General features: G+C 61.5%; 15 protein-coding genes and 1 other RNA gene. 5 read left to right on the top strand and 11 right to left on the bottom strand.

All coding sequences use genetic code 11. The features are described from left to right. Positions 1-27 precede the first annotated feature (27 nt). The gene (locus F506_RS05355; protein WP_053195675.1) at positions 28-942 is read right to left on the bottom strand and encodes a LysR family transcriptional regulator; all 915 of its coding nucleotides are present in this window, start codon (positions 940-942) and stop codon (positions 28-30) included. Between the two features lie 309 nt (positions 943-1251). Here F506_RS05355 and F506_RS05350 point away from each other — a divergent pair, with 309 nt between their 5' ends. The 3 genes from F506_RS05350 to F506_RS05340 are packed head-to-tail and all read left to right on the top strand — an operon-like array spanning position 1252 to position 4556. Further along, a complete protein-coding gene (locus F506_RS05350) occupies positions 1252-1581 on the top strand; it encodes a DUF485 domain-containing protein (protein WP_053195674.1) in 330 nt (109 codons plus the stop codon). Then, positions 1578-3476 carry a solute symporter family protein gene (locus F506_RS05345; RefSeq protein ID WP_053195673.1) on the top strand — a complete coding sequence of 633 codons (1899 nt, stop codon included), beginning with the start codon at positions 1578-1580 and terminating at the stop codon, positions 3474-3476. Before F506_RS05350 ends, F506_RS05345 begins: the two co-directional genes overlap by 4 nt. 33 nt (positions 3477-3509) lie before the next feature. Next, the gene (locus tag F506_RS05340; protein ID WP_053195672.1) at positions 3510-4556 is read left to right on the top strand and encodes a carbon-nitrogen hydrolase family protein; all 1047 of its coding nucleotides are present in this window, start codon (positions 3510-3512) and stop codon (positions 4554-4556) included. A gap of 219 nt (positions 4557-4775) precedes the next feature. On the opposite strand, the gene F506_RS05335 is transcribed toward F506_RS05340, so the two are convergent. From F506_RS05335 to F506_RS05320, 5 genes are all read right to left on the bottom strand, one after another. Beyond that, positions 4776-5813 (bottom strand): L-idonate 5-dehydrogenase, encoded by a 1038-nt coding sequence (locus tag F506_RS05335; RefSeq protein ID WP_053195671.1) that lies wholly within the window; start codon positions 5811-5813, stop codon positions 4776-4778. Between the two features lie 18 nt (positions 5814-5831). Beyond that, on the bottom strand, positions 5832-6617 hold the full coding sequence (locus F506_RS05330) for an SDR family NAD(P)-dependent oxidoreductase (RefSeq protein WP_053195670.1): 786 nt from the start codon (positions 6615-6617) through the stop codon (positions 5832-5834). A 48-nt stretch (positions 6618-6665) separates the two neighbouring features. Further along, entirely contained in the window at positions 6666-8204 is a 1539-nt protein-coding gene (gntK, locus tag F506_RS05325) for a gluconokinase (RefSeq protein ID WP_053195669.1), read from the bottom strand. Positions 8205-8235: 31 nt separating this feature from the next. Further along, a non-coding RNA gene (locus F506_RS22580) (sX9 sRNA) lies at positions 8236-8310 on the bottom strand. A 59-nt stretch (positions 8311-8369) separates the two neighbouring features. Further along, positions 8370-9722 (bottom strand): GntP family permease, encoded by a 1353-nt coding sequence (locus tag F506_RS05320; protein WP_053195668.1) that lies wholly within the window; start codon positions 9720-9722, stop codon positions 8370-8372. A gap of 422 nt (positions 9723-10144) precedes the next feature. Here F506_RS05320 and gntR point away from each other — a divergent pair, with 422 nt between their 5' ends. Next, positions 10145-11212, top strand: coding sequence for an HTH-type transcriptional regulator GntR (gene gntR / locus F506_RS05315; RefSeq protein WP_053195667.1), 1068 nt, complete (start codon positions 10145-10147; stop codon positions 11210-11212). 202 nt (positions 11213-11414) lie between these two features. Continuing rightward, positions 11415-13178, top strand: coding sequence for a gamma-glutamyltransferase (gene ggt, locus F506_RS05310; protein ID WP_053195666.1), 1764 nt, complete (start codon positions 11415-11417; stop codon positions 13176-13178). 780 nt (positions 13179-13958) lie between these two features. Here ggt and kdpC read toward each other — a convergent pair. From kdpC to F506_RS05285, 5 genes are all read right to left on the bottom strand, one after another. Beyond that, a complete protein-coding gene (gene kdpC / locus F506_RS05305) occupies positions 13959-14537 on the bottom strand; it encodes a potassium-transporting ATPase subunit KdpC (protein WP_053195665.1) in 579 nt (192 codons plus the stop codon). Between the two features lie 20 nt (positions 14538-14557). Then, on the bottom strand, positions 14558-16621 hold the full coding sequence (gene kdpB, locus F506_RS05300; protein WP_053195664.1) for a potassium-transporting ATPase subunit KdpB: 2064 nt from the start codon (positions 16619-16621) through the stop codon (positions 14558-14560). A gap of 140 nt (positions 16622-16761) precedes the next feature. After that, complete coding sequence (gene kdpA / locus F506_RS05295) at positions 16762-18546, bottom strand: potassium-transporting ATPase subunit KdpA (RefSeq protein ID WP_053195663.1); 1785 nt, start codon at positions 18544-18546, stop codon at positions 16762-16764. A 1-nt stretch (position 18547) separates the two neighbouring features. Further along, a complete protein-coding gene (gene kdpF / locus F506_RS05290) occupies positions 18548-18637 on the bottom strand; it encodes a K(+)-transporting ATPase subunit F (RefSeq protein ID WP_053195662.1) in 90 nt (29 codons plus the stop codon). A 291-nt stretch (positions 18638-18928) separates the two neighbouring features. Further along, complete coding sequence (locus F506_RS05285) at positions 18929-21076, bottom strand: diguanylate cyclase domain-containing protein (protein ID WP_235471391.1); 2148 nt, start codon at positions 21074-21076, stop codon at positions 18929-18931. Positions 21077-21138 lie beyond the last annotated feature (62 nt).

Genomic DNA, 21138 nt, shown 5'->3' with positions numbered 1-21138 from the left:
CTGCGAGGGGCGCTTTTTTTTGCGCGTTCAGTTGCTCCGGATCCCCGGCGGCAGAGGAAAATCGCGCGCCAGGATGTCTTTGATGAATTGCTGAACCGCTTTGATACGCGGCATGAAACAGCGCTCGCGATGCACCGTCATCCAGATGGTGCGTTTCACGTCGATCTGGTCTACCAGCAGCGCGCGCAAACCGAATCGCTCCGCATTGGAAAACGCCGGCAGCATGACGATGCCGCCGCCCTCGGCTGCGGCAAACAATTGGGCAATCATGCTCGATGAATGAAACACCACCGGCGGATTCTTGATGGCTTCTTCCAGCCAGCGCACCGTATTGAGTTGAATCAGGTCGTCGACATACGACACGAACTGATGATCCCGAAGTTCGCCGACCGAGCCCGGCACGCCGTGGCGGGCCAGGTAACTTTCGGAGGCATACAAATGGAGTGGAAATGCCCCCACCGGCTCCACCTCCAGCCCCTTGCCTTCGGAGGGAAAGAAACTCAGGAAAACATCCGCTTCGCGCTGGCTCACATGGACCAGTTGGGTGGAAGTGACGAGTTCAATCTGAATCAGCGGATAGCGCTCCTTGAAGCTGACGAATTGCCGCGACAAATAAAGTGAGGCGATGCCCTCCATGGTCGCGATGCGCACCGGCCCGGAAGGGATGCGCGAGGTGCCGGACAAGGATTCGGCGATTGCCAGCGCGCCGGATTCCATGGCTTCGACATGCTCCAGCAGCTCACGTCCCTTCACCGTGATGTGGAAGCCCTGGTGGTCGCGTTCAAATACCGGCGCATTGAGAATCGCCTCCAGCTGAGCAATACGCCGGCTGATGGTGGAGTGATCCACGCGCAGTTTGGCGGCGGCGCCGGACAGCGTCCCGGCGCGCGCCACCTCGAGGAAGATACGCAAGTCATTCCAATTGGGGATTCTGGTGGTCATCTGCAATTTCGCAATGGGTTATCCGGCAACACGCCGGATAACCAGTATATCGCAGCAGAAATCTCCCACATCAATCCCCATATCAAGCACGATAAATGTGCATTCGCAGCAATTTACGCACCGAAATAGTAAAAAATACCCATTGCAAAATTGCAATGACGATTGCGCAATCGCCAGTTTTCTTCCCCAAAACGGCCTGCTAACCTTCGTTCGCCAAGTGAGTCCTCCGATGTCGCCGCAACAACCCGACGACGTGCAGGCACACACCGGTTTGGCTTCTTCCATTTGCACAAGCTTTCAGGAGGCTACATGCAGAGCGACAATCTGTCCGACACATGGTCGACCATGTATCGCAATCCGCAATTTCATGCGGTTTCTCGCCGGCGCAGAAGAGTGGTGCTGACGCTCTTCATCGTCGGCACGCTGTTCTATTTTTCCATCCCCGCCATCACGACCTTTTATCCGTCGATCTTCCACGCCCGGCTGTTCGGCGCGGTCAACATCGGCCTGGCTTACGGCCTGCTGCAATATCCCATCGGCGGCCTGATCGCCTACATCTACGCCGTCAACATGCGGAAGCTGGACCTGGAAGTGGCCCGGATGGGAGCGTTACCTCAACCCCGAAAGGAATTGGCATGACGTCCTTGCTGAACATCAAACGCGTGCTGGCGCTCGCGCCGGCCATGGCGCTGCTTCTGGTCTCCGGGGCCGCCTGCGCTCAGAGCAAGGTCCTGGTCGGCGAGGATTTCCAGGGAATGACCATGACGATCTTCGCGATCTTCTTCGGCGCGACTCTGTTCATCACTTACCTGGCTGCCAAACGCAACCGCACCGCGACCGATTACTACACGGCCGGCGGCGGTATCGGCCCCATCCGCAATGGCCTCGCAATTGCCGGCGACTATCTTTCCGCAGCCGCCTTCCTCGGCGTTTCGGGATTGATCGCGCTGTATGGCTACGATGGCATTGCTTACCTCATCGGTTTCTTCGTGGCGTTCATCCCGGTGCTCCTGCTGGTGGCGGAGCCCTGCCGCAATCTCGGCCGCTACACGCTCGGCGACGTACTTGCCTACCGCAACAGTTTTCGCAGCACCAAGGTGGCGGCCGCGGTGTCCAGCATCATCGTGGCGGTTTTTTACATGGTGCCGCAGATCGTCGGCGGCGCCGTCATCCTGCGCGCCCTCATCGGCATCCCCTACGAAATTTCGGTATTGGCGGTCGGCGTCCTGATGCTGACCTATGTCGTGTTCGGCGGCATGCGCGCAACCACCTCGGTGCAAGTCATCAAGGCGATCCTGCTGATCTCCTCGTGCTTCGTGCTGGTGATCCTCTCGTGGGCGCCCTTCGGATTCAATGTATCCGAGTTCTTTGTGTCCCTGACCCGCAATCAGTTGCTGCAATCGTATGTCAGCGAGACGCTGCTCAAGGGCTCCCAGGCGCTGGGCATGCAGGAAGCCGGACAACGCTTCCTGGAGTCGGGCCTGTATCTGAAAAACCCGCTGGAACAACTGTCGCTGGGACTGGCACTGGTGCTCGGCACTGCCGCCATGCCGCACATCCTGATGCGCTTTTTCACCGTCCCCGACGCCAAGACGGCGCGCAGTTCGGTGCTGTGGGCCATGCTGGCCATCGGCGTATGCCATCTGCTGATCGTGTTCATCGGTTTTGCCGCGGCCCACTATATTGGAGCCAAGGCCATCGTCGTTCTCGACAAAGGCGGCAACCTTGCCGCGCCGATGCTGGCTCAATTCCTGGGCGGCGGCGCCGACAGTCTGGCGGGCAACTTCATGCTGGCGTTTGTCGCCGCCGTGGCGTTCGCCACTATCGTGGCAGTGGTGGCGGGACTGACCCTCGCGGCGGCCTCCGCACTGGCGCACGATGTCTACGTCGGCGCCATTCGCAATGGCCGCGCAACCGAGCAGGAACAGGTTCGTGCCGCCCGTGTGGCGACGCTGATGATGGCGGTGATCTGTGTCGTCTGCGGGATACTCGCCAAGGGACAGAACGTCGCCCACCTGGTCGGGCTCGGCTATGCGGTGGCGGCGTCCGCCAACTTGCCGGCGCTGCTGATGACCCTGTACTGGAAACGCTGCAGCACTGCCGGCGTGCTGGCAGGCGTGATCGGCGGCACTGCGCTGGCCATCGTGCTGGTGCTGGTGTCGCCCAACATGACCTACCCGCTGCAACAAAAAGCGACCGCCCTTGCCACCGTTGCCGCATTGGATCTGCGCATTGCCGAGGCAGAGGCAAGTTCTTCCGGCGTGACGGCGGAAGCACGCGACAAACTGCGCAGTGACAGAGCCGGCGCTGCCGCACAGGCAGCAGCCATTGCCGACGACGCCACCAGTCTGGTGGGACTGAAGGCCCCGCTGATCTTGTTGCGCAATCCCGGCATCATTTCCATTCCGGTCGGATTTTTGCTGGTCTTCATTTTCTCGCTGCTGATCACCGACAAACGTGCGATAGCGCGCTGGGAAGAACTCGCGGTGCGCCGCGAAACCGGCATCGGCGTGGAACAGGCCGTTGCCCACTAGATCATTGTTCTTTGCTCAACAAAAGGATCCATCATGAATCTCCCTATCGTCAAAGTCGCCGCGATGCACGTCGCACCGGTGTATATGGACAGCGCAGCGACACTGCAAAAAGCCTTGTCCCTGATCGGCGAAGCCGCCGCTCACGGCGCCGAACTGATCGTCTTTCCCGAATCCTTTATTCCCGGCTTTCCGGTCTGGGCCGCGCTGTGGGCACCCATCTACAACCACGAGTGGTTCAAGAAGATGGTCGCCAACAGCCTGCTCATTGACGGCCCCGAGATGACGGAATTGCGCGCCACCGCCGCGCGCCACAAAGTTTTTGTCTCGATGGGATTTAGCGAAGCGACGCCCGTCAGCGTCGGCTGCATCTGGAACTCCAACGTCCTGATCGGCGATGACGGCAGCCTGCTCAATCATCACCGCAAGCTGGTGCCGACGTTCTATGAAAAGATGGTCTGGGCTCCCGGCGACGGCGCCGGGCTGCAAGTCGCCGCGACGCGCATCGGCAAGATCGGCGGACTAATTTGCGGCGAAAACACCAATCCGCTGGCGCGTTACTCGCTCATCGCCCAGGGTGAACAGATCCATATCTCCAGCTGGCCGCCAATCTGGCCGACCAAGAAACCGGCCAGCGGAGAGAACTTCGACAACGTGGCGGCAAACCGCATCCGCGCCAGCGCCCATTCCTTTGAAGCCAAGGCCTACGGCATCCTGTGCGGAAGCACCCTGGACCGGCACGCGTTCGACATGCTGACGGCGGAGGACAAGTCAGTGGCTGACCTGCTGGAACGTACGCCGAAAGCCGTGACTCAGTTCGTCACGCCGACCGGCACGCAAATCGGAGATTCACTGCAAGCCGACGAAGGCATCGCCTATGCCAGCTTCGATTTGTCGGCATGCATCGAACCCAAGCAGTTCCACGACGTGGTCGGCTATTACAACCGCTTCGACATATTCGACCTGGCCGTCAATCGCAAACGTATCCAGCCGATTACCTGGGAAGGAGCGGAAGATCTCGTGGCCGACGAGCCCGCAGCAAGAGTGCATTCAACCTTTGCTGCGCCGCTGGTCAGCGACTGACCACCTTGCCGGGATGAAGCATCCGCAACAGCATCGCCGAATGGCGGCGCATTGCGGCGACTGCGGAAAGCTACGGCAAGCGGACCAGCATCGGCAAACAGGCACGTAAAAAATGGCAGGAACCGGACTATCCGGCGCCTGCCATTCTGCGCTGTTGCCACCGTCCTTGCCTGAGTGCCTCGGGCCACGCGTCCTGTCCCGGGAATCCGCGACGCCGCTTCAGTCGAAGCTCAACTGCACCTTCATCATCTTCGAGCGATCGCCTGCTACCTCGAATGCCTCTATCGACTTCTCGAACGGATACGTCGCCGAAATCAGCGGCTTCACGTCGACCAGCTTCCGGTTCATCAACTCCACCGCCAGCGCGAACTCTTCATGGAAGCGGAATGCGCCGCGCCACTCAAGCTCTTTGCCGACCAGCAGGTTGGCCGGGAAATTGATGTCGCCGCCCAGGCCGACCTGCACGATGACCGCGCCCGGACGGAGCGTGTCGAGCGCACCGCGCAAAGCTTGCTCGTTGCCGCTGGCTTCGAACAGCACGTCGAACGTTCCCTTGTCCGGCGTGAATGCTTTGAGCGCCTCGGCATCCTGCGCAACGTTGATGGCCTGGTCGGCGCCGACTTTCAACGCGCTTTCCAATGGCATTTTTGCGACATCGGTGACGACGATCTGCAAGGCGCCGGCACGGCGTGCCGCGATCACGGTGAGCGCGCCGATCGGACCGCAGCCGGTAACCAGCACGCGCTTGCCGAACAGCGGGCCGGCGCGGCGCACTGCATGCAGCGCCACCGACAAGGGCTCGGCCATCGCCGCTTCACCGTCGCTGACGTGATCGGCAACGATATGCGCCTGCGCGCGCTCGATGATGATTTCCTGCCGGAAGGCGCCCTGCACGTGCGGCATGCGCATGGCGCTGCCATAGAAGCGCATGTCGAGACAGTGGTTGTGCTTGCCTTCCTGGCAGTACTTGCACAGGCCGCAAGGATTGCTCGGACTGATGGAAATACGCGTACCGGCCTTGATGTCGCTGATGGCGGCGCCGGTCTCGGCGATCACGCCGGAGACTTCATGGCCGAGCACCATCGGCTCCTTGATGCGCACAGTGCCGAAGCCGCCGTTGTGATAATAGTGCAGGTCGGATCCGCAGATGCCGCCGGCTTTCACCTTGACTTTGAGTTGATGCGGCTGCAGTTCTGCGGTTTGCAATTCCTGCACGCGCAGATCGTGCGGCGCGTGGATGACGATACCTTGTTGCATGGTGTGTGCTCTGCTTTCTTATAAGGTTGCCGTGACGCCGCCGTCGACGTACAGGATATGGCCGTTGACGAATTTCGATGCATCGCTGGACAGGAATACCGCCGCGCCGACCAGGTCCTCGACGTCGCCCCAGCGACGCGAAGGTGTACGGCCGATCAGCCATTCGGAGAATTTTTCATCGGCGACCAGCGCCATGTTCATCTCGGTCTTGAAGTAGCCCGGCCCGAGGCCGTTGACTTGCAGGCCGTACTTGCCCCAGTCGATCGCCATGCCCTTGGTGAACATCTTCACTGCGCCCTTGGTCGCGGTGTACGGGGCGATGTTGGGACGACCGAGCTCGCTCTGCACCGAACAGACGTTGATGATCTTGCCTCGGCCGCGCTTGATCATGCCTTGCGCGACTGCCTTGGCGGTGAAGAAGACGCTGTTGAGGTTGGTGCTGATCAGGTCGTTCCAGTCGGACTCCTTGAAGTCCTCCAGCGGAGCCCGGCGCTGGATGCCGGCGTTGTTGAACAGGATGTCGATGGGACCGATGCCGGCTTCGATCTTCGCGACGGCGGCTTCCACCGAAGCCGATGAAGTCGCGTCGAAAGAAGACTCGTGAATCGTGTAACCCTCTTCGCGCAGCTTTGCCGCCACGACGGCCAGCTTGGCGGCGTCACGGCCGTTGAGCACGATGGAAGCGCCGGCAGCAGCGAGACCGCGCGCCAGCGCCAGACCGATGCCGCCGCTGGAACCGGTGATCAGGGCGAGCCGGCCGCTCAGCGAAAAACTCTGCAGGCCTGCGGGTAGTGTTGCGGTCATTCTGTCTCCTTGCTGGTTATATATGGTCGGATGAGCGATGCGGGCAGACTACCTGACGTCGCGCCGCTGGAACGCGGACAGCGCACGGTATTCGTCGGCCAGCTTGTGCGGGATCGCCATGAAGATCGGCCGCAGGCGATCGTAGATGGCGACGTTTTCGGGGATCGGCAGATGACGGTTGGTTGAGCCGACCATGTCGGAAATGACGTCGAGCGACTTGACCTTGCCGAGTGCAAACAAGCCGAGCACAGCGGCGCCGAGGCAGGACGATTCGACGCTTTGCGGCACCACCACTTCGCGGTTGAAGATATCGGCCATCATCTGGCGCCACAAGGCCGAGCGTGCAAAGCCGCCGGTCGCCATCATGCGCCTGGTCGGGCCGATCAGGTCCTCGACCGCAGGCAGGATGGAGTAGAGATTGAAGATCACGCCTTCGAGCGCGGCGCGGATCATGTGTTCCTTGCGATGATGCAGCGCCAGGCCGAAGAAGGAGCCGCGCAGGTCGGCATTCCACAGCGGCGCGCGCTCACCCGACAGATACGGATGGAATAGCAGGCCTTCGGCGCCCGGCGCAATGTGTTCGGCGATGCGGGTCAGGGCGTCGTAGGGATCAACGCCATCCTTGCGTGCCTGCTCCGCTTCTGCCGTGGCGAGTTCATCGCGCACCCAGCGGAACACATTGCCGCCGTTGTTGACCGGACCGCCGACAACCCAATGCCGCTCCGTCAGCGCATAGCAAAAGGTGCGTCCGGACGCGTCCGTGACCGGACGCTCGACCACCGTACGCATGGCGCCGGAAGTGCCGATGGTGACTGCGACCTGGCCCGGATGAATCGCGTTGACGCCGAGGTTGGACAGCACGCCGTCATTGGCGCCGATCACGAACGGCGTATCTGCGCGCAGGCCGAGGCGTTCGGCAATCGCCGCGTCGAGTCCCTGCAATTGATGCGTAGTCGGCACCGGCTTGGGCAACTGATGCTTGCCGACATGCAGCAGGGCCAGCGCACCTTCGTCCCATTCCAGCTGTTCGAGATTGAACATGCCGGTCGCGGAGGCGATCGAGTAATCCACCAGCCATTCGCCGAACAGCCGGAACAACACGTATTCCTTGATGCCGACAAAGCGCGCTGCCTGATTGAACACGGCGGCTTTCTCGTGGCGCATCCACATCAGCTTGCACAGCGGCGACATCGGATGGATGGGCGTGCCGGTGCGACGATAGATGGCCTGGCCGTCGAACTCGTTCTTGATGCGTTCTGCCCAGACGCTGGCGCGGATGTCGCCCCAGGTGATGCTGTTGCTGAGCAGGCGGTCATCGCCGTCGAGCGCGATCAGGCTGTGCATGGCGGCGCTGAAGGAAACCAGTTCAATGTCGCCCGGCGCAGCCTTGGCGGCCGCGACGGCGCCGGCGATCGAGCCCAGCACCGCGTCGAACATCTGCAGCGGATCCTGCTCGGACATGCCCGGCTCGGTGCACAGCACCGGATATTCGACGGCATGCTGGGCCACCACCCGGCCGTCCAGCGTGAACACCACGGTCTTGGTGCTGGTGGTGCCGATATCGACGCCGAGCATGAAATGCGACATGAGTATTTCCTTTATTTCTTTCGCTTTAACCTGTTCACGATCTGTAGCGAGAGGCCATCAGCCGGTGGCGGCCGGAGCGCAGGAACCGGAATGTACTTGAGTACATGAGGATTCCGAGCACCGCCCGACGCCGGATCATGGCCTCGCAGTAAGATCGTGGACAGGTTACACGACCAGATTGAGCAACATGATGAACACGAGCGCCACCACCGAGATGATGGTTTCCATCGCCGTCCAGGTCTTGAATGTTTCACCGACGCTCATGTTGAAGTATTCCTTGACCAGCCAGAAGCCGGCATCATTGACGTGCGACAGGATCAGCGATCCGGCGCCGGTCGCCAGCACCAGCAGCTCGCGGTTGGTGCCCGGGATCAGCGTGACCAGCGGCGCCACGATACCGGCGCCGGTGATCGTCGCCACCGTGGCCGAACCGGTCGCCACGCGGATCACGCCCGCCACGAACCAGGCCAGCAGCAACGGCGAAATCTGCGCATGCACGGCCAGTTGGCCGATGGCGGTGCCGACGCCGCTATTGACCAGCATCTGCTTGAAGCCGCCGCCGGCGCCGATGATCAGCACGATCGCCGCAGTCGGCGCCAGGCTTTGATCAACGAACTTCAACACTTGCTGGCGCGTGAAACCGCGCGCCACGCCAAAAGTGTACAGCGACAGCAGCAGCGCCGCCAGCAAAGCCACGATCGGGTTGCCGATGAAGTCCATCACATCGCGCACGGCATTGCCTTCCGGCAGGGCGACGTCGACGAAGGTTTTCAGCAGCATCAGGAACACCGGCGACAGCACCGTGATCAGCGTGATGGCAAAACCCGGCAAATCCTTGGTTTGCGGCTCGCGCGCCAGTTGCTCCATCAGCTCGTCCGATGGCTTGATGTCAACATACTTGGCGATGAAGGCGCCGAACATCGGGCCGGCGATGATCACCGTCGGCAGGCCGACGACAAGGCCGTAGAAAATGGTCTTGCCGATATCGGCGCCGAAGATGCCGATGGCCAGCAGCGGGCCCGGATGCGGCGGCACCAGGCCGTGCATCACGGACAGGCTGGCCAGCATTGGCATGCCGATCTTGAACAGCGGCACGCCCGAGCGGCGCGCAACGATGAACACCAGCGGAATCAGCAGCACGAAGCCGATTTCAAAAAACAGCGGGATGCCGACCAGGAACGCGCCGATCATCATGGCCCAGTGCACGCGCTGCTTGCCGAAGGCGCGCACCAGCGTCTGCGCGATCTGGTCGGCGCCGCCGGATTCGGCCATCATCTTGCCGAGCATGGTGCCCAGGCCCAATACGATACCGACGAAACCAAGCACGCCGCCGAAGCCGTCCTGGAAGGATTTGACGATCTTGGCCAGCGGCATGCCGGAGATCAGGCCGAGGAAACCCGACGTGATGATCAGTGCAATGAAGGGGTGGATGCGCAGGCGCGTGATCATGACGATCAGTACCACAATCGCCAGGAAGGCGTTCAACAACAGGCTTGCTTCGTTACTCAATCCGAACATGTGGATGTCTCCAGGTCGATAGCGCGCACGACACGCGGCAGGCGGAAACGCATTGCCGCGCCGTCAACACCATGCCTGCCATCCGTTTGGAGTCTTTACATTGTCTCGACGAGGCGTCCGGGTGCTTGCGCCGCATTGCAAATAAGATTGCCTGCGAGATTGCCCCGGAACTGCCGTGCCCACTATCTGCGTAGTGTTTATGAAAGGGAATTTTTGTTTTACGCCAAAATGTTAGCGTTAACATAGGCAGCGATGATAACGCTACCAAAATTTATGTGTCAAATCATTTGTATGAATATCTGAACGGATAGCACACGGCGCAAAGGCCGATGCGGCGGCGCAGCATGAGCGTCGGGTGTGCGGATGCGCTGTTGTCCGGGCGCTGAGGGTATGATGTCGGCAATCGAAATTTCCGTCCCGTCATGAGTAAAACCGCCGCTGCCGAAAAAACCGCCCAGCCAGTCAAGCCCGCCAAAGCAGCCAAGGGAAGCCGCGCCACCGGCCGCGTCACCATTGTCGACGTCGCCGCCGAAGCACGCGTCAGTCCGATGACCGTGTCGCGCGCACTGAAGTCGCCGGAACTGGTCCAGCAGGAGGCGCGCGACCGCATTGCGGCGGCCATCCGCAAGCTGGGCTACGTACCCAATCAGGCCGCCAGCACATTGGCGTCTGCGCGTTCGCAGGTGATCGGCGTGCTGGTGCCGTCGCTGACCAACGCGGTGTTCATCGAGACCCTGAGCGGCATCCGCGACTACCTGTCGCAGGCCGGCTACCAGTTCCTGATCGGCGAGACCGGTTACTCGAAGGAAAAGGAAAGCCGGCTGATCTCGACTTACCTCGCGCATGCTCCCGACGGCTTCCTGCTATCGAGTTCGGACCAGCACGACATCCTGCGACGGCAACTGGCTGCATCGAATATCCCGGCCGTACGCATGTTCGATCTCGGCAAGAGCAACAGCGACATGTCGGTCGGCTTCTCGCAGACCAAGGCCGGCTACGCGGCGGCGCGGCATCTGATCGAGCGCGGCTATCGCCGCCCCGCTTTCCTGGCTGCGCAGCTCGATCCGCGCATGATGAAGCGGCGCGAAGGCTTCCGCAAGGGACTCAGCGAAGCCGGCCTCGATCCGGATGTGGAAGTGCTGCTGCCGGCGCCGACCACGGTCGACATGGGTGCGCAATTGCTGGCGCGCGTGCTCGAAATTGCGCCCGACTGCGATGCCGTGTTCTGCTGCAACGACGACCTCGCGCTGGGCGCCCTGTTCGAATGCCAGCGGCGCGGCATCAAGGTGCCGCAGCAGATGGCGATCGCCGGCTTCAACGACCTGTCGTGGGCCGCCTGCGCCACGCCGTCGATCACGACCATCGTCACGCCGCGCTACGACATCGGCTACAAGGCGGCGGAGATGTTGATTCGTCAACTCAAGGGGGAACCCGTGGAAAAGGCGCGGCTTGATCTCGGCTTCGAACTCGCGGTGCGCGAGAGCACCTGACGCCTCGCGGTATCGCACATTTCACCAATACACCGAGCGCTCCGGCGATTGATGAAACCGCCGCGACGCCCTGCGCGAAAGCTGAGAGCCGAGGCCCGGATTTCTTGATTTTTCTATGGACATCGAACTTCCAGAGGCTACAATCATCTGATGCGAAAGCATGCGTATCACCATAATTACAGACAACCTCAGGAGAATCCCCATGCGGAAAATCAACGGCTTGCTCAAGCCGGCTTCCATGGCATTGCTGCCGCTCTGCACTTCCCTCGCCTTTCTGCCCGTCCATGCACAAACCGCCGCACCTGCGGCCGCACCGGTAGTCAAATATGACCTGACCTACGACATCATCAGCCCGGTGCAGGCCAAGAACGGCATGGTCGCGTCCGAGCAGGAACTGGCGACGCAAGTCGGTCTCGACATCCTGAAACGCGGCGGCAACGCAGTTGACGCCGGCGTCGCCGTCGGCTTCGCGCTGGCTGTGGTGCTGCCGAATGCCGGCAACGTCGGCGGCGGCGGCTTCATGATGATCCACGACGCCAAGACCGGTAAGAACGTCGCGCTGGACTTCCGCGAAATGGCGCCAGCCAAGGCTACCCGCGACATGTACCTGGACAACAAGGGCAACGTCGCACCGGGCCGCTCGCTGTACACCCACCTGGCCGTCGGCGTTCCCGGCACGGTCGCGGGCCTGACCCATGCGCTGCAAAAATACGGCACGATGAAGCTGTCCGACGTCATCGCGCCCGCCGTCAAACTGGCGGAAAAAGGTTATGAAGTCAGCCCGAGCCTGGCGCTGATCCTGGCCGCGGAACGCGACCACCTGGGTCAGTGGGATTCGAGCAAGGCGATCTTCTTCAAGGATGGCCGTCCGCTGCGCGCCGGCGAAAAGCTGGTGCAGAAAGACCTCGCTAAATCGCTCAAGCTGATCGGCAAGAAAGGTCCTTCGGTCTTCTATGAAGGCGAGATCGGCCAGAAGATTGTCGCCGAAATGGACAAGCACAACGGCCTGATCACCGCCGCCGACCTGAAGAACTACAAAGTCGTCGAACGTGAGCCGGTGGTCGGCAATTATCGCGGCTACCAAGTCATGTCGATGCCGCCGCCAAGCTCGGGCGGCGTCCATATCATCCAGATGATGAACATCCTGGAACGCTATCCGCTGAAGCAGTACGGCGCCGACAGCGCACAGACGATTCATCTGATGGCTGAAGCGATGAAGCTGGCGTATGCCGACCGCGCCGAATATCTGGGCGATCCGGATTTCAACAAGGTACCGGTCAAGGGACTGACCTCGCGCGCGTATGCCGACGAACTGGCCAAGAAGATCAATCCTGACCGCGCCACACCATCTGCGGAACTCAAACCGGGCAAGCCGCAGCCTTACGAAAGCGACCAGACCACACACTTCTCGGTCGCCGACAAGCAAGGCAACCTGATCGCCACGACCTATACGCTGAACCTGAACTTCGGCAGCGGCATCGTTGCCACCGGCACCGGTATCACGCTCAACAACGAAATGGACGACTTCTCGGCCAAGCCGGGCGTGCCGAATGCCTTCGGCCTGGTGGGCGGTGAAGCCAATGCCGTCGGTCCGGCAAAACGTCCGCTGAGCTCGATGTCGCCGACCTTCGTGCTGAAGGACGGCAAGCCGTTCCTGGTGACCGGCAGCCCGGGTGGCAGCCGCATCATCACGACCACGATGCAGACCATCCTGAACGTGATCGAGCACGACATGAACGTGGCTGAGGCAACCATCACGCCGCGCATCCATCATCAATGGGCGCCGGACCAGTTGCGCATCGAAAAGGGCATCAGCGCCGATACGATCAAGATCCTGCAGGACAAGGGCCAGAAGATCAGCGTGCAGCCTTCGATGGGACGCACACAGACCATCCAGATCAAGGATGGCATGTTCTACGGATATTCGGATCCGCGTAATCCGGATGGACGTACGTTGGGGTTCTGATGGTTTAGTTGTGCTTAGTTGATTGTTGAAATGAAAATGCCGCCTGGTGGAAGTCAGGCGGCATTTTTTATTGGTGTTTTTTGTTCCAACTGCTTTCTACGTTGCTGATGTACTTATTTCTCCGGACGACCAAGCCGGGGGTAGCCCGGCAGCTACTCACTTTTCTTGCTTCGCCAAGAAAAGTAAGCAAAAGAAGGCGACCGCAAGTTCGTAGCCCCTTCGGGGTTCCCGGCGTCGTCAGGCGCAAATCGGGAGGGGAAACAAACTCGCTGCGCTCAGACAAGTTTCCCCTCTTGATCCGATTTGCACCTGCCGCCACCGGCTACTCGCAAGCGGGAATTCGAGACTGGCTCGCTGCGCATCGCCAGGGTACAGAGATGTAGTGGAAGTCGTCGTTCTTCGCTACCGTCGGAAGAGCGACCTAGTTGACCACGACTAAAGGTGAGAATCACGATGCCGCAGGCGAGCCACCCAAGGCAATGCGAAGCGAGCCGAGAAAGAAGTTCCGCTTATGAGTCGCCGTTGGTGACGTGCCTAAATCGGATAAAGGAGGGAAACTTGTCTGAGCGCAGCGAGTTTGTTTCCCTTCCCGATTTAGGTGCGGCGCCAACGGGAACCCCGCGCAGCGGGGCGGCGAATCGCGGTCGCCTTTCTTTGCTTACTTTCTTTGGCGAAGCAAAGAAAGTGAGCGGCTGCCGGGCCGCCCCCGGCAACCACGGTCGTCCGAAGAAAGAACAGCATCAGCAACAACACACACGAAGTCGGAACAACAGACAACAATCAAACCCCACCCGCAGCATCCAACGCCAGATTCAACTTCAGCACGTTGACCCGAGGCTCCCCAAACAACCCCCACTGCGGCGCCTCAGTCTGCCCCTTGACCAGCGAGCGCACCCGCTCCAACGACAAACCCCGCGCCTTCGCCACCCGCGCCACCTGGTACGCGGCAGCGGCCGGGCTGATATGCGGATCCAGCCCGCTGCCCGACGAGGTCAGCAAATCCACCGGAATCTCCCGCCCGGCGCCAGGATCAGCCGCACGCAACGCCTCCTCGCGCGCCTTGGCGGCATCAACCAGAGCAGGATTCAAAGGACCGAAGTTGCTACCGCCCGAAGCGCCGGCGTTATACGGGAAAGTCCCCGAACTGGACAGGCGGCCCCAGAAGTATTTCGGCTCGGTGAAGTTCTGGCCGATCAGCTCGGAACCGACCGGCACGCCGTCGCGCACGATGACGCTGCCGTTGGCCTGGGTTGGAAAAAAAGCCTGACCGACCAGTGTGATGACCGCCGGGTACAAGCCGCCGAGGATGAGCGACATCAGGATGAACAGCGAGATCGCAGGACGCAGATAAGTTTTCATGACAGATTCCTTCAACAAAATTAAGCCAGGCCAAAGACACCGAGCAACACGTCGATCAGCTTGATGCCGACGAACGGCACGATCAGGCCGCCGAGGCCATAGATCAGCAGGTTGCGACGCAACAGTACAGCCGCGCCCAGCGCCCGGTAACGCACGCCGCGCAAGGCCAGCGGGATCAGCACGACAATCACCAGCGCATTGAAAATCACCGCCGACAAGATCGCCGACGACGGATTGTTCAGGTGCATCACGTCCAGCGCCGCCAGTTGCGGATAGGTGGTCGCGAACATCGCGGGGATGATCGCGAAATACTTGGCGACATCGTTGGCGATGCTGAAAGTCGTCAGACTGCCGCGCGTCATCAGCATCTGTTTGCCGATCTCGACAATCTCGATCAGCTTGGTCGGATTGGAATCCAGGTCGACCATGTTGCCGGCCTCCTTGGCTGCCTGCGTGCCGGTGTTCATGGCCACCGCGACGTCGGCTTGCGCTAATGCCGGCGCATCGTTGGTGCCGTCGCCGGTCATCGCGACCAGCTTGCCTTCGGCCTGATGCTGGCGAATCAACGACAGCTTGTTCTCCGGCGTGGCTTCGGCAAGGAAGTCGTCGACGCCCGCTTCGGCCGCAATCGCCGCCGCCGTCAGACGGTTGTCGCCGGTGATCATGATGGTCTTGATGCCCATGCGGCGCAGCTCGGAGAAGCGCTCCTTGATGCCGCCCTTGACGATGTCCTTCAGCTCGATCACGCCAAGCACGCGGATGGAGCCATTGGCGGCGTCGGTCTCGGCCACCACCAGCGGCGTGCTGCCGCGACGGGCGACGATGTCGACGGCGGCGGCGACTTCACCCGGCACCTGCTGGCCGGCCTGCTCGGCCAGCTTGCGGATGGCGTCGGCAGCGCCTTTGCGGATCTGGCGATGACCGATGTCGACGCCGGACAGGCGCGTCTGCGCGGTGAATGGAATGAACACCGCACCCAGACTGCCCATTTCGCGTTCGCGCAGGTTGAAGCGCTTCTTGGCCAGCACCACGATGCTGCGGCCTTCCGGCGTCTCATCGGCCAGCGAGGCCAGTTGAGCGATGTCGGCGAGTTCCTGCTCGCTCACGCCGTTGGCCGGCAGGAAAGCCGAAGCCTGGCGATTGCCCAGCGTGATGGTGCCGGTCTTGTCCAGCAGCAGCACATCGACGTCGCCGGCGGCTTCCACCGCGCGGCCTGAAGTCGCGATCACGTTGGCCTGCATCATGCGGCTCATGCCGGCCACGCCGATGGCCGACAACAGGCCGCCGATGGTGGTCGGGATCAGGCACACCAGCAAGGCGATCAGCGCGGTCACCGTGACCGGCGCGCCGCTCTGCGCAACATTCACGCTGAACACCGAGAACGGCAGCAAGGTCACGGTCACCAGCAGGAACACGATGGTCAGCGCGACCAGCAGCAAGGTCAGCGCGATTTCGTTGGGCGTCTTCTGGCGCTTGGCGCTTTCGACCATGGCGATCATGCGGTCGAGGAAGGCTTCCCCGGGATTCACCGTAACGCGCACAATGATCCAGTCCGACAGCACGCGGGTGCCGCCGGTGACGGCGGTGAAATCGCCGCCCGATTCGCGGATCACCGGCGCGGACTCGCCGGTGATGGCGCTCTCGTCGACGGTAGCGACACCTTCGACCACTTCGCCATCGGCCGGCACGAAGTCGCCCGCTTCGATCAGGACCAGGTCGCCCTTGCGCAACGAGCTGCCTTCGACCAGTTCACAGCGGTCGGAACGACTGGCGCGCTGCAGCTTCTTGGCGACCACGCTCTTCTTGGCGCTGCGCAGCGATGCCGCCTGCGCCTTGCTGCGGCCTTCCGCCAGTGCTTCGGCGAAGTTGGCGAACAGCACCGTGAACCACAGCCACACCGCCACGGCAAGGACGAAACCGGCCGGCGCTTCGCCGTGGCCGTTCAACGCCTGCAAGTACAGCAGCGTGGTCAGGATGCTGCCCAGATACACCACGAACATCACCGGATTGCGCCACTGGGCGCGTGGCGACAGCTTGCGGAAGGAATCGGTCAGCGCCGGTCTGACGATCGCCGGATCGAACATCCATCGGGTCGCGGATGGGGCACCGGAGGTCGCTGCGGTGCCTGCCACGGTAGGTACGGCAGGCGCGGCAGGTACTGAAGCAGACGGGGTAACAGCTTTTTTGGCAGGACTATTTGCCATGTTTTTCTCCAATTCAGACATTAGTGAATCGCCAGCATCTGCAGATGCTCGATCACCGGACCCAGCGCCAGCGCGGGGACATACGTCAGTGCGCCGACCAGGATCACCGCGCCGATCAGCAGCGCGACGAACAGCGGACCATGCGTCGGCAAGGTGCCGGAAGTTGCCGCCAGGCGCTTCTTGCCGGCCAGCGAACCGGCCATGGCGAGCACCGGCACGATGATGCCGAAGCGGCCCAGCCACATGGCGATGCCGGTCATGACGTTGTAGTAAGGCGTGTTGGCCGACAAACCGGCAAAGGCGCTGCCGTTGTTGTTGGCGGCCGAGCTGAAGGCGTAGAGGATTTCCGAGAAGCCATGTGCGCCGGGGTTGGCGATGCCGGCCAGGCCGTTCTCGACCATCACCGAAATCGCCGTCAGCACCAGTACCAGCGCCGGCGTCATCAGGATGGCGATGGACATCATCTTCATGTCGAACACGCCGATCTTCTTGCCCAGGTATTCCGGCGTGCGGCCGATCATCAGGCCGGCGATGAAAACCGCCAGCACGGCGAAGATCAGCATGCCGTACAGACCTGCGCCGACACCGCCGTAGACCACCTCGCCGAGCTGCATCTGCAGCATCGGCACCAGTCCGCCGAGCGGCGACAGCGAGTCATGCATGGCGTTGACGGCGCCGCAGGATGCTGCGGTGGTGATCGCCGCAAACAGGCTGGATGCAATGATGCCGAAGCGGGTTTCCTTGCCTTCCATCATGCCGCTGCCTTGCGTTGCGTGAGCAACAGCCAGCGCAGGATTGGGTTGCTGTTCGAAGTACATGACGGTCAGCGTCATGACGATGAACAGCAGCGTCATCGCGGCCAGGATCACCCAGCCCTGGCGACAGTCGCCGACCAGCACGCCGAAGCTGGTGCACAGCGCGGCGGGAATGATCAGGATCGCCAGCATCTGTACGAAATTCGACAGCGGCGTCGGGTTTTCGTACGGATGCGCGGAGTTGGCGTTGAAGAAGCCGCCGCCGTTGGTGCCGACCATCTTGATAGCCTCCTGCGAGGCGACCGGACCCATCGGCAAAGTTTGCTTGCCCGTCTTCATTTCATCGACCAGCGGAGCACCCTTCTCATCCTTGAGCGGCTGGCCCTGTGCATCCAGGCGCGGCGTCGTGTAGACGGTGGTCTCCAGGGTCGAGACTTCAACGTAGGACTTGAAATTCTGGATCACGCCCTGGCTCATCAGCACCACCGCGACCAGCACCGACAAGGGCAGTAGCACGTACAGGCCGGAACGCGTCATGTCGACCCAGAAGTTGCCGATGCTCTTGCTGCTGTGGCGCACGAAGCCGCGGATCAGCGCAAAGGCGACAGCGATACCGGTAGCAGCCGAGAGGAAATTCTGCACCGACAGCGCCAGCATCTGGGTCAGGTAGCTCATCGTGCTTTCGCCGGCGTAGCCCTGCCAGTTGGTGTTGGTGACGAAGCTCACTGCGGTGTTGAATGAGGAATCGGCACTGACGCTGGCCATGCCGGCCGGGTTCAGCGGCAGCCACACTTGCAGGCGTTGCAACGCATAGACGGCGAACAGGCCGACGATGTTGAACAGCAGCAGCGCCAGCGCGTATTGCTTCCAGCCCATGTCGGCATCGGCGCGCACGCCGCACAGACGGTAGAGGAAATGCTCGATGCCGCCGAACACGCGGTTGACGGCGGACTTGCCTTCCATCACGCGGGCGATGTACCAGCCCACCGGGACCGACAGCACGAGCAGGACGACCAGATAGATCGCCAGTTGGGTTATCGAGGCAGTCATGTCAGAAAGCCTCCGGCTTGATCAGGGCGTAGATCAGATACGCCAACAGGCCGACCGATACGGCCAGCCCCAGTATTTGCATGACACTCATTGCATGTCCTCCAGCTTTTTGCAGGCAACGACAAACGCCCACATCGCGACGCTGCAAGCCAGCAAGCCGCCGATATACAAGAAATCCATTTTTTAACTCCCTTGTTTGTTGCTTACGAAACGAACAATATTCGCGAGGGCGTTAAATCCGGATAAAACTATCGGAGGGCGGTATAAATTTTGTGTAAACAAGAACGCGCCGCTCGGGGCGGCGCGTGGGGATGGCGTTGACTGCAGCTAGCGTGTGGTCAGCGAGGAAATGAAATGGGGCGGCGGACGGCGCCGGTGCTGGTCAGACCGGGCTTTCTTCGGTATTCCACTCGACCCGATTCTTGCCGGCGCGCTTGGCGGCGTACATGGCCTTGTCGGCCTGCGCCACCAGTGCATCCTGGTCGGTGTGCCGGCTTGGCTCATAGATTGCCACGCCGATGCTGCTGGAGACGCTGACGGTCGCGGCCGTGAGGACGAACGGCCGGCGCATCGACACCAGGATCTTTTCCGCTACGCCCATGGCGTCGGCCGGACTGTGCAGGCGCTCGAGGATGACAGTGAATTCGTCGCCGGCCAGCCGCGCCACGGTGTCGACCTCGCGCACCGCGTCAATCAGGCGTTCTGCGAACTTGACCAGCAACTCGTCCCCGGCCACGTGGCCGTATTTGTCGTTGATGCCCTTGAAACCGTCGATGTCCATGAACAGCAGGCCCATCTGCTGCGGCTCGCGCATGGCGCGCGCCATTGCTTCGGGCAACTTTTCGGTGAAGGCGCGGCGGTTTGGCAGGCCGGTGAGGATGTCGGTCAGCGCCATTTCCTGCAGCGAGTTGCGGAAGGCCTGGCGCTCGGTGATGTCATGCAGGAAGGCGATGAACAGATGGCCGGCGCGGCGGCGTACGTAGCCGACCGTCATTTCAATCGGCAATTCTTTGCCGTCGCGGCGCAGCGCGTTGATCTCGATACGATTGTTGATCACCACGCCTTCCCCGGTATTGAGAAAATGCGTCATGCCGCGCCGGTGCAACTCGCGCTGTTCGAACGGGATGATCAGTTCGGCCAGTTCCTTGCCGACGGCCTCCTTATGGGCCCAGCCCAGCAGTTGCTCGGCCTGGCGATTCCATTCCAGCACCATGCCGTCTTCGTCGATGGCGATGAAGGCGTCGTGGGCGTTTTGCAGGATCGCGCGCAGCTCGGTTTCGCTTTCCTCCAGGCGGATCTGGTTTTCGCGCTGGTTGTCGAGCGCCTGCTGCAGGGCGATGGCGGTTTCATGAAGACGCCGGGTTCGGTCTTCGACTCGCTGCTCCAGGCCCTCATTGAGGGAACGCACTTCGCGCAGGTAATTTTCTTCGCGCTGGACCATGGTGGACAGCGTGGTCGACAGCAACTGGATTTCGTAATAGGTGCTGACGATGGGAATCTCGGCGCTGTGATCGCCGGTGGCGCGGCGCTCCAGCGCGGCACTCAGGGCATTCATCGGCGCCACCAGCCGGCGCGTCATGAAAAACGCCAGCGCCATCAGCAGCAAGCCGACAATGCAGCCGACGAACAATACCTGCCGCTCAAGATCCTTGAAACCGGACATGGCGATCTGCTCGCGCTGGCGCACCAGCACGCTCCATTTCATTTCGGTGTATTCGCTGTTGAGGCCGGTGCGCGCAAAACCGGTCAGGTAATGCTGGCCGTCTTCGCCGAGTTCCCGCATCGACCCCGATGGCAGACGCAGCGACGCCTTGAAACTGTCGATGGAGATTTTCTTTTCCTCGAGCTCGCGCGGGCCGAGCAGCACGGTGCCGTCGTCGCGCACGATCATGATCTCGACGTCGTAACGGTCATTGGCCGGATTGAGCAGTTTCTTGGCCAGGTCGCGCGCCCAGGTCCAGCTCAGGTGCACGCCCAGCACACCTTGGAACTGGCCGTCCGGTCCCATGATCGGCGTGGCGATGTCGACGAAGCGCCACGGATCGCTCATGACCGGCAGCTTCTTTTCGAGCAGCACGGCCGGATGGTAGTCGCCGACGAAGAAGTCCTTCTGCCCCTTCTGGAACCACGGTCGCTGCTCCACGCTCTGGCCTTCCAGCAAACCATTGGCGGCAGCCAGCACGTTGCCGTCCGGCGTGGCGAAACCGATCCAGGCGTAGTTGGGAACATTCCTTTGCAATTCGTTGAAGACCGCACGCATGCGCTCCGGATCCTTGGCTTGGCGAATCGACGGACGTTGCGACAGGAGCTTCACATCGCTGTAGCGCTCGCCCATGCTGCGGTCGAGCGCATCCTGCATTTGCCAGGCCAGCTGATTGAGACGCGCCTCCGCTTCATGACGCGCATAGCTGCGCGTAAACTGGTCCACCAGCGCCAGCACCGACGCCGTCGTGATCAGTACCGACAGCACAACTCCTATCGTGACCCATGAGGACAGACTCAATGTCGATGAGAGTTTTTTGATGCTCAAGATGGCTCCGGCTGCTGTTCGACGTGACACCGAAAGAACGGAAATGGCATCGCTGGCCTTCC

Source organism: Herbaspirillum hiltneri N3 (assembly GCF_001267925.1).
In the GTDB taxonomy this organism is placed as follows: Bacteria; Pseudomonadota; Gammaproteobacteria; order Burkholderiales; family Burkholderiaceae_D; genus Herbaspirillum; species Herbaspirillum hiltneri.
This window is presented reverse-complemented; position numbering and strand designations above follow the sequence as displayed.

What these genes read in the sequence shown, in the direction of transcription:
- kdpA (WP_053195663.1), bottom strand. Translation starts at nt 18,546, where the DNA reads ATGACTGCCTCGATAACCCAACTGGCGATCTATCTGGTCGTCCTGCTC.
- gntR (WP_053195667.1), top strand. Translation starts at nt 10,145, where the DNA reads ATGAGTAAAACCGCCGCTGCCGAAAAAACCGCCCAGCCAGTCAAGCCC.
- F506_RS05335 (WP_053195671.1), bottom strand. Translation starts at nt 5,813, where the DNA reads ATGCAACAAGGTATCGTCATCCACGCGCCGCACGATCTGCGCGTGCAG.
- kdpC (WP_053195665.1), bottom strand. Translation starts at nt 14,537, where the DNA reads ATGAAAACTTATCTGCGTCCTGCGATCTCGCTGTTCATCCTGATGTCG.
- gntK (WP_053195669.1), bottom strand. Translation starts at nt 8,204, where the DNA reads ATGTCGCATTTCATGCTCGGCGTCGATATCGGCACCACCAGCACCAAG.
- F506_RS05340 (WP_053195672.1), top strand. Translation starts at nt 3,510, where the DNA reads ATGAATCTCCCTATCGTCAAAGTCGCCGCGATGCACGTCGCACCGGTG.
- F506_RS05350 (WP_053195674.1), top strand. Translation starts at nt 1,252, where the DNA reads ATGCAGAGCGACAATCTGTCCGACACATGGTCGACCATGTATCGCAAT.
- F506_RS05355 (WP_053195675.1), bottom strand. Translation starts at nt 942, where the DNA reads ATGACCACCAGAATCCCCAATTGGAATGACTTGCGTATCTTCCTCGAG.
- kdpB (WP_053195664.1), bottom strand. Translation starts at nt 16,621, where the DNA reads ATGTTCGATCCGGCGATCGTCAGACCGGCGCTGACCGATTCCTTCCGC.
- F506_RS05320 (WP_053195668.1), bottom strand. Translation starts at nt 9,722, where the DNA reads ATGTTCGGATTGAGTAACGAAGCAAGCCTGTTGTTGAACGCCTTCCTG.
- F506_RS05330 (WP_053195670.1), bottom strand. Translation starts at nt 6,617, where the DNA reads ATGACCGCAACACTACCCGCAGGCCTGCAGAGTTTTTCGCTGAGCGGC.
- kdpF (WP_053195662.1), bottom strand. Translation starts at nt 18,637, where the DNA reads ATGAGTGTCATGCAAATACTGGGGCTGGCCGTATCGGTCGGCCTGTTG.
- F506_RS05345 (WP_053195673.1), top strand. Translation starts at nt 1,578, where the DNA reads ATGACGTCCTTGCTGAACATCAAACGCGTGCTGGCGCTCGCGCCGGCC.
- ggt (WP_053195666.1), top strand. Translation starts at nt 11,415, where the DNA reads ATGCGGAAAATCAACGGCTTGCTCAAGCCGGCTTCCATGGCATTGCTG.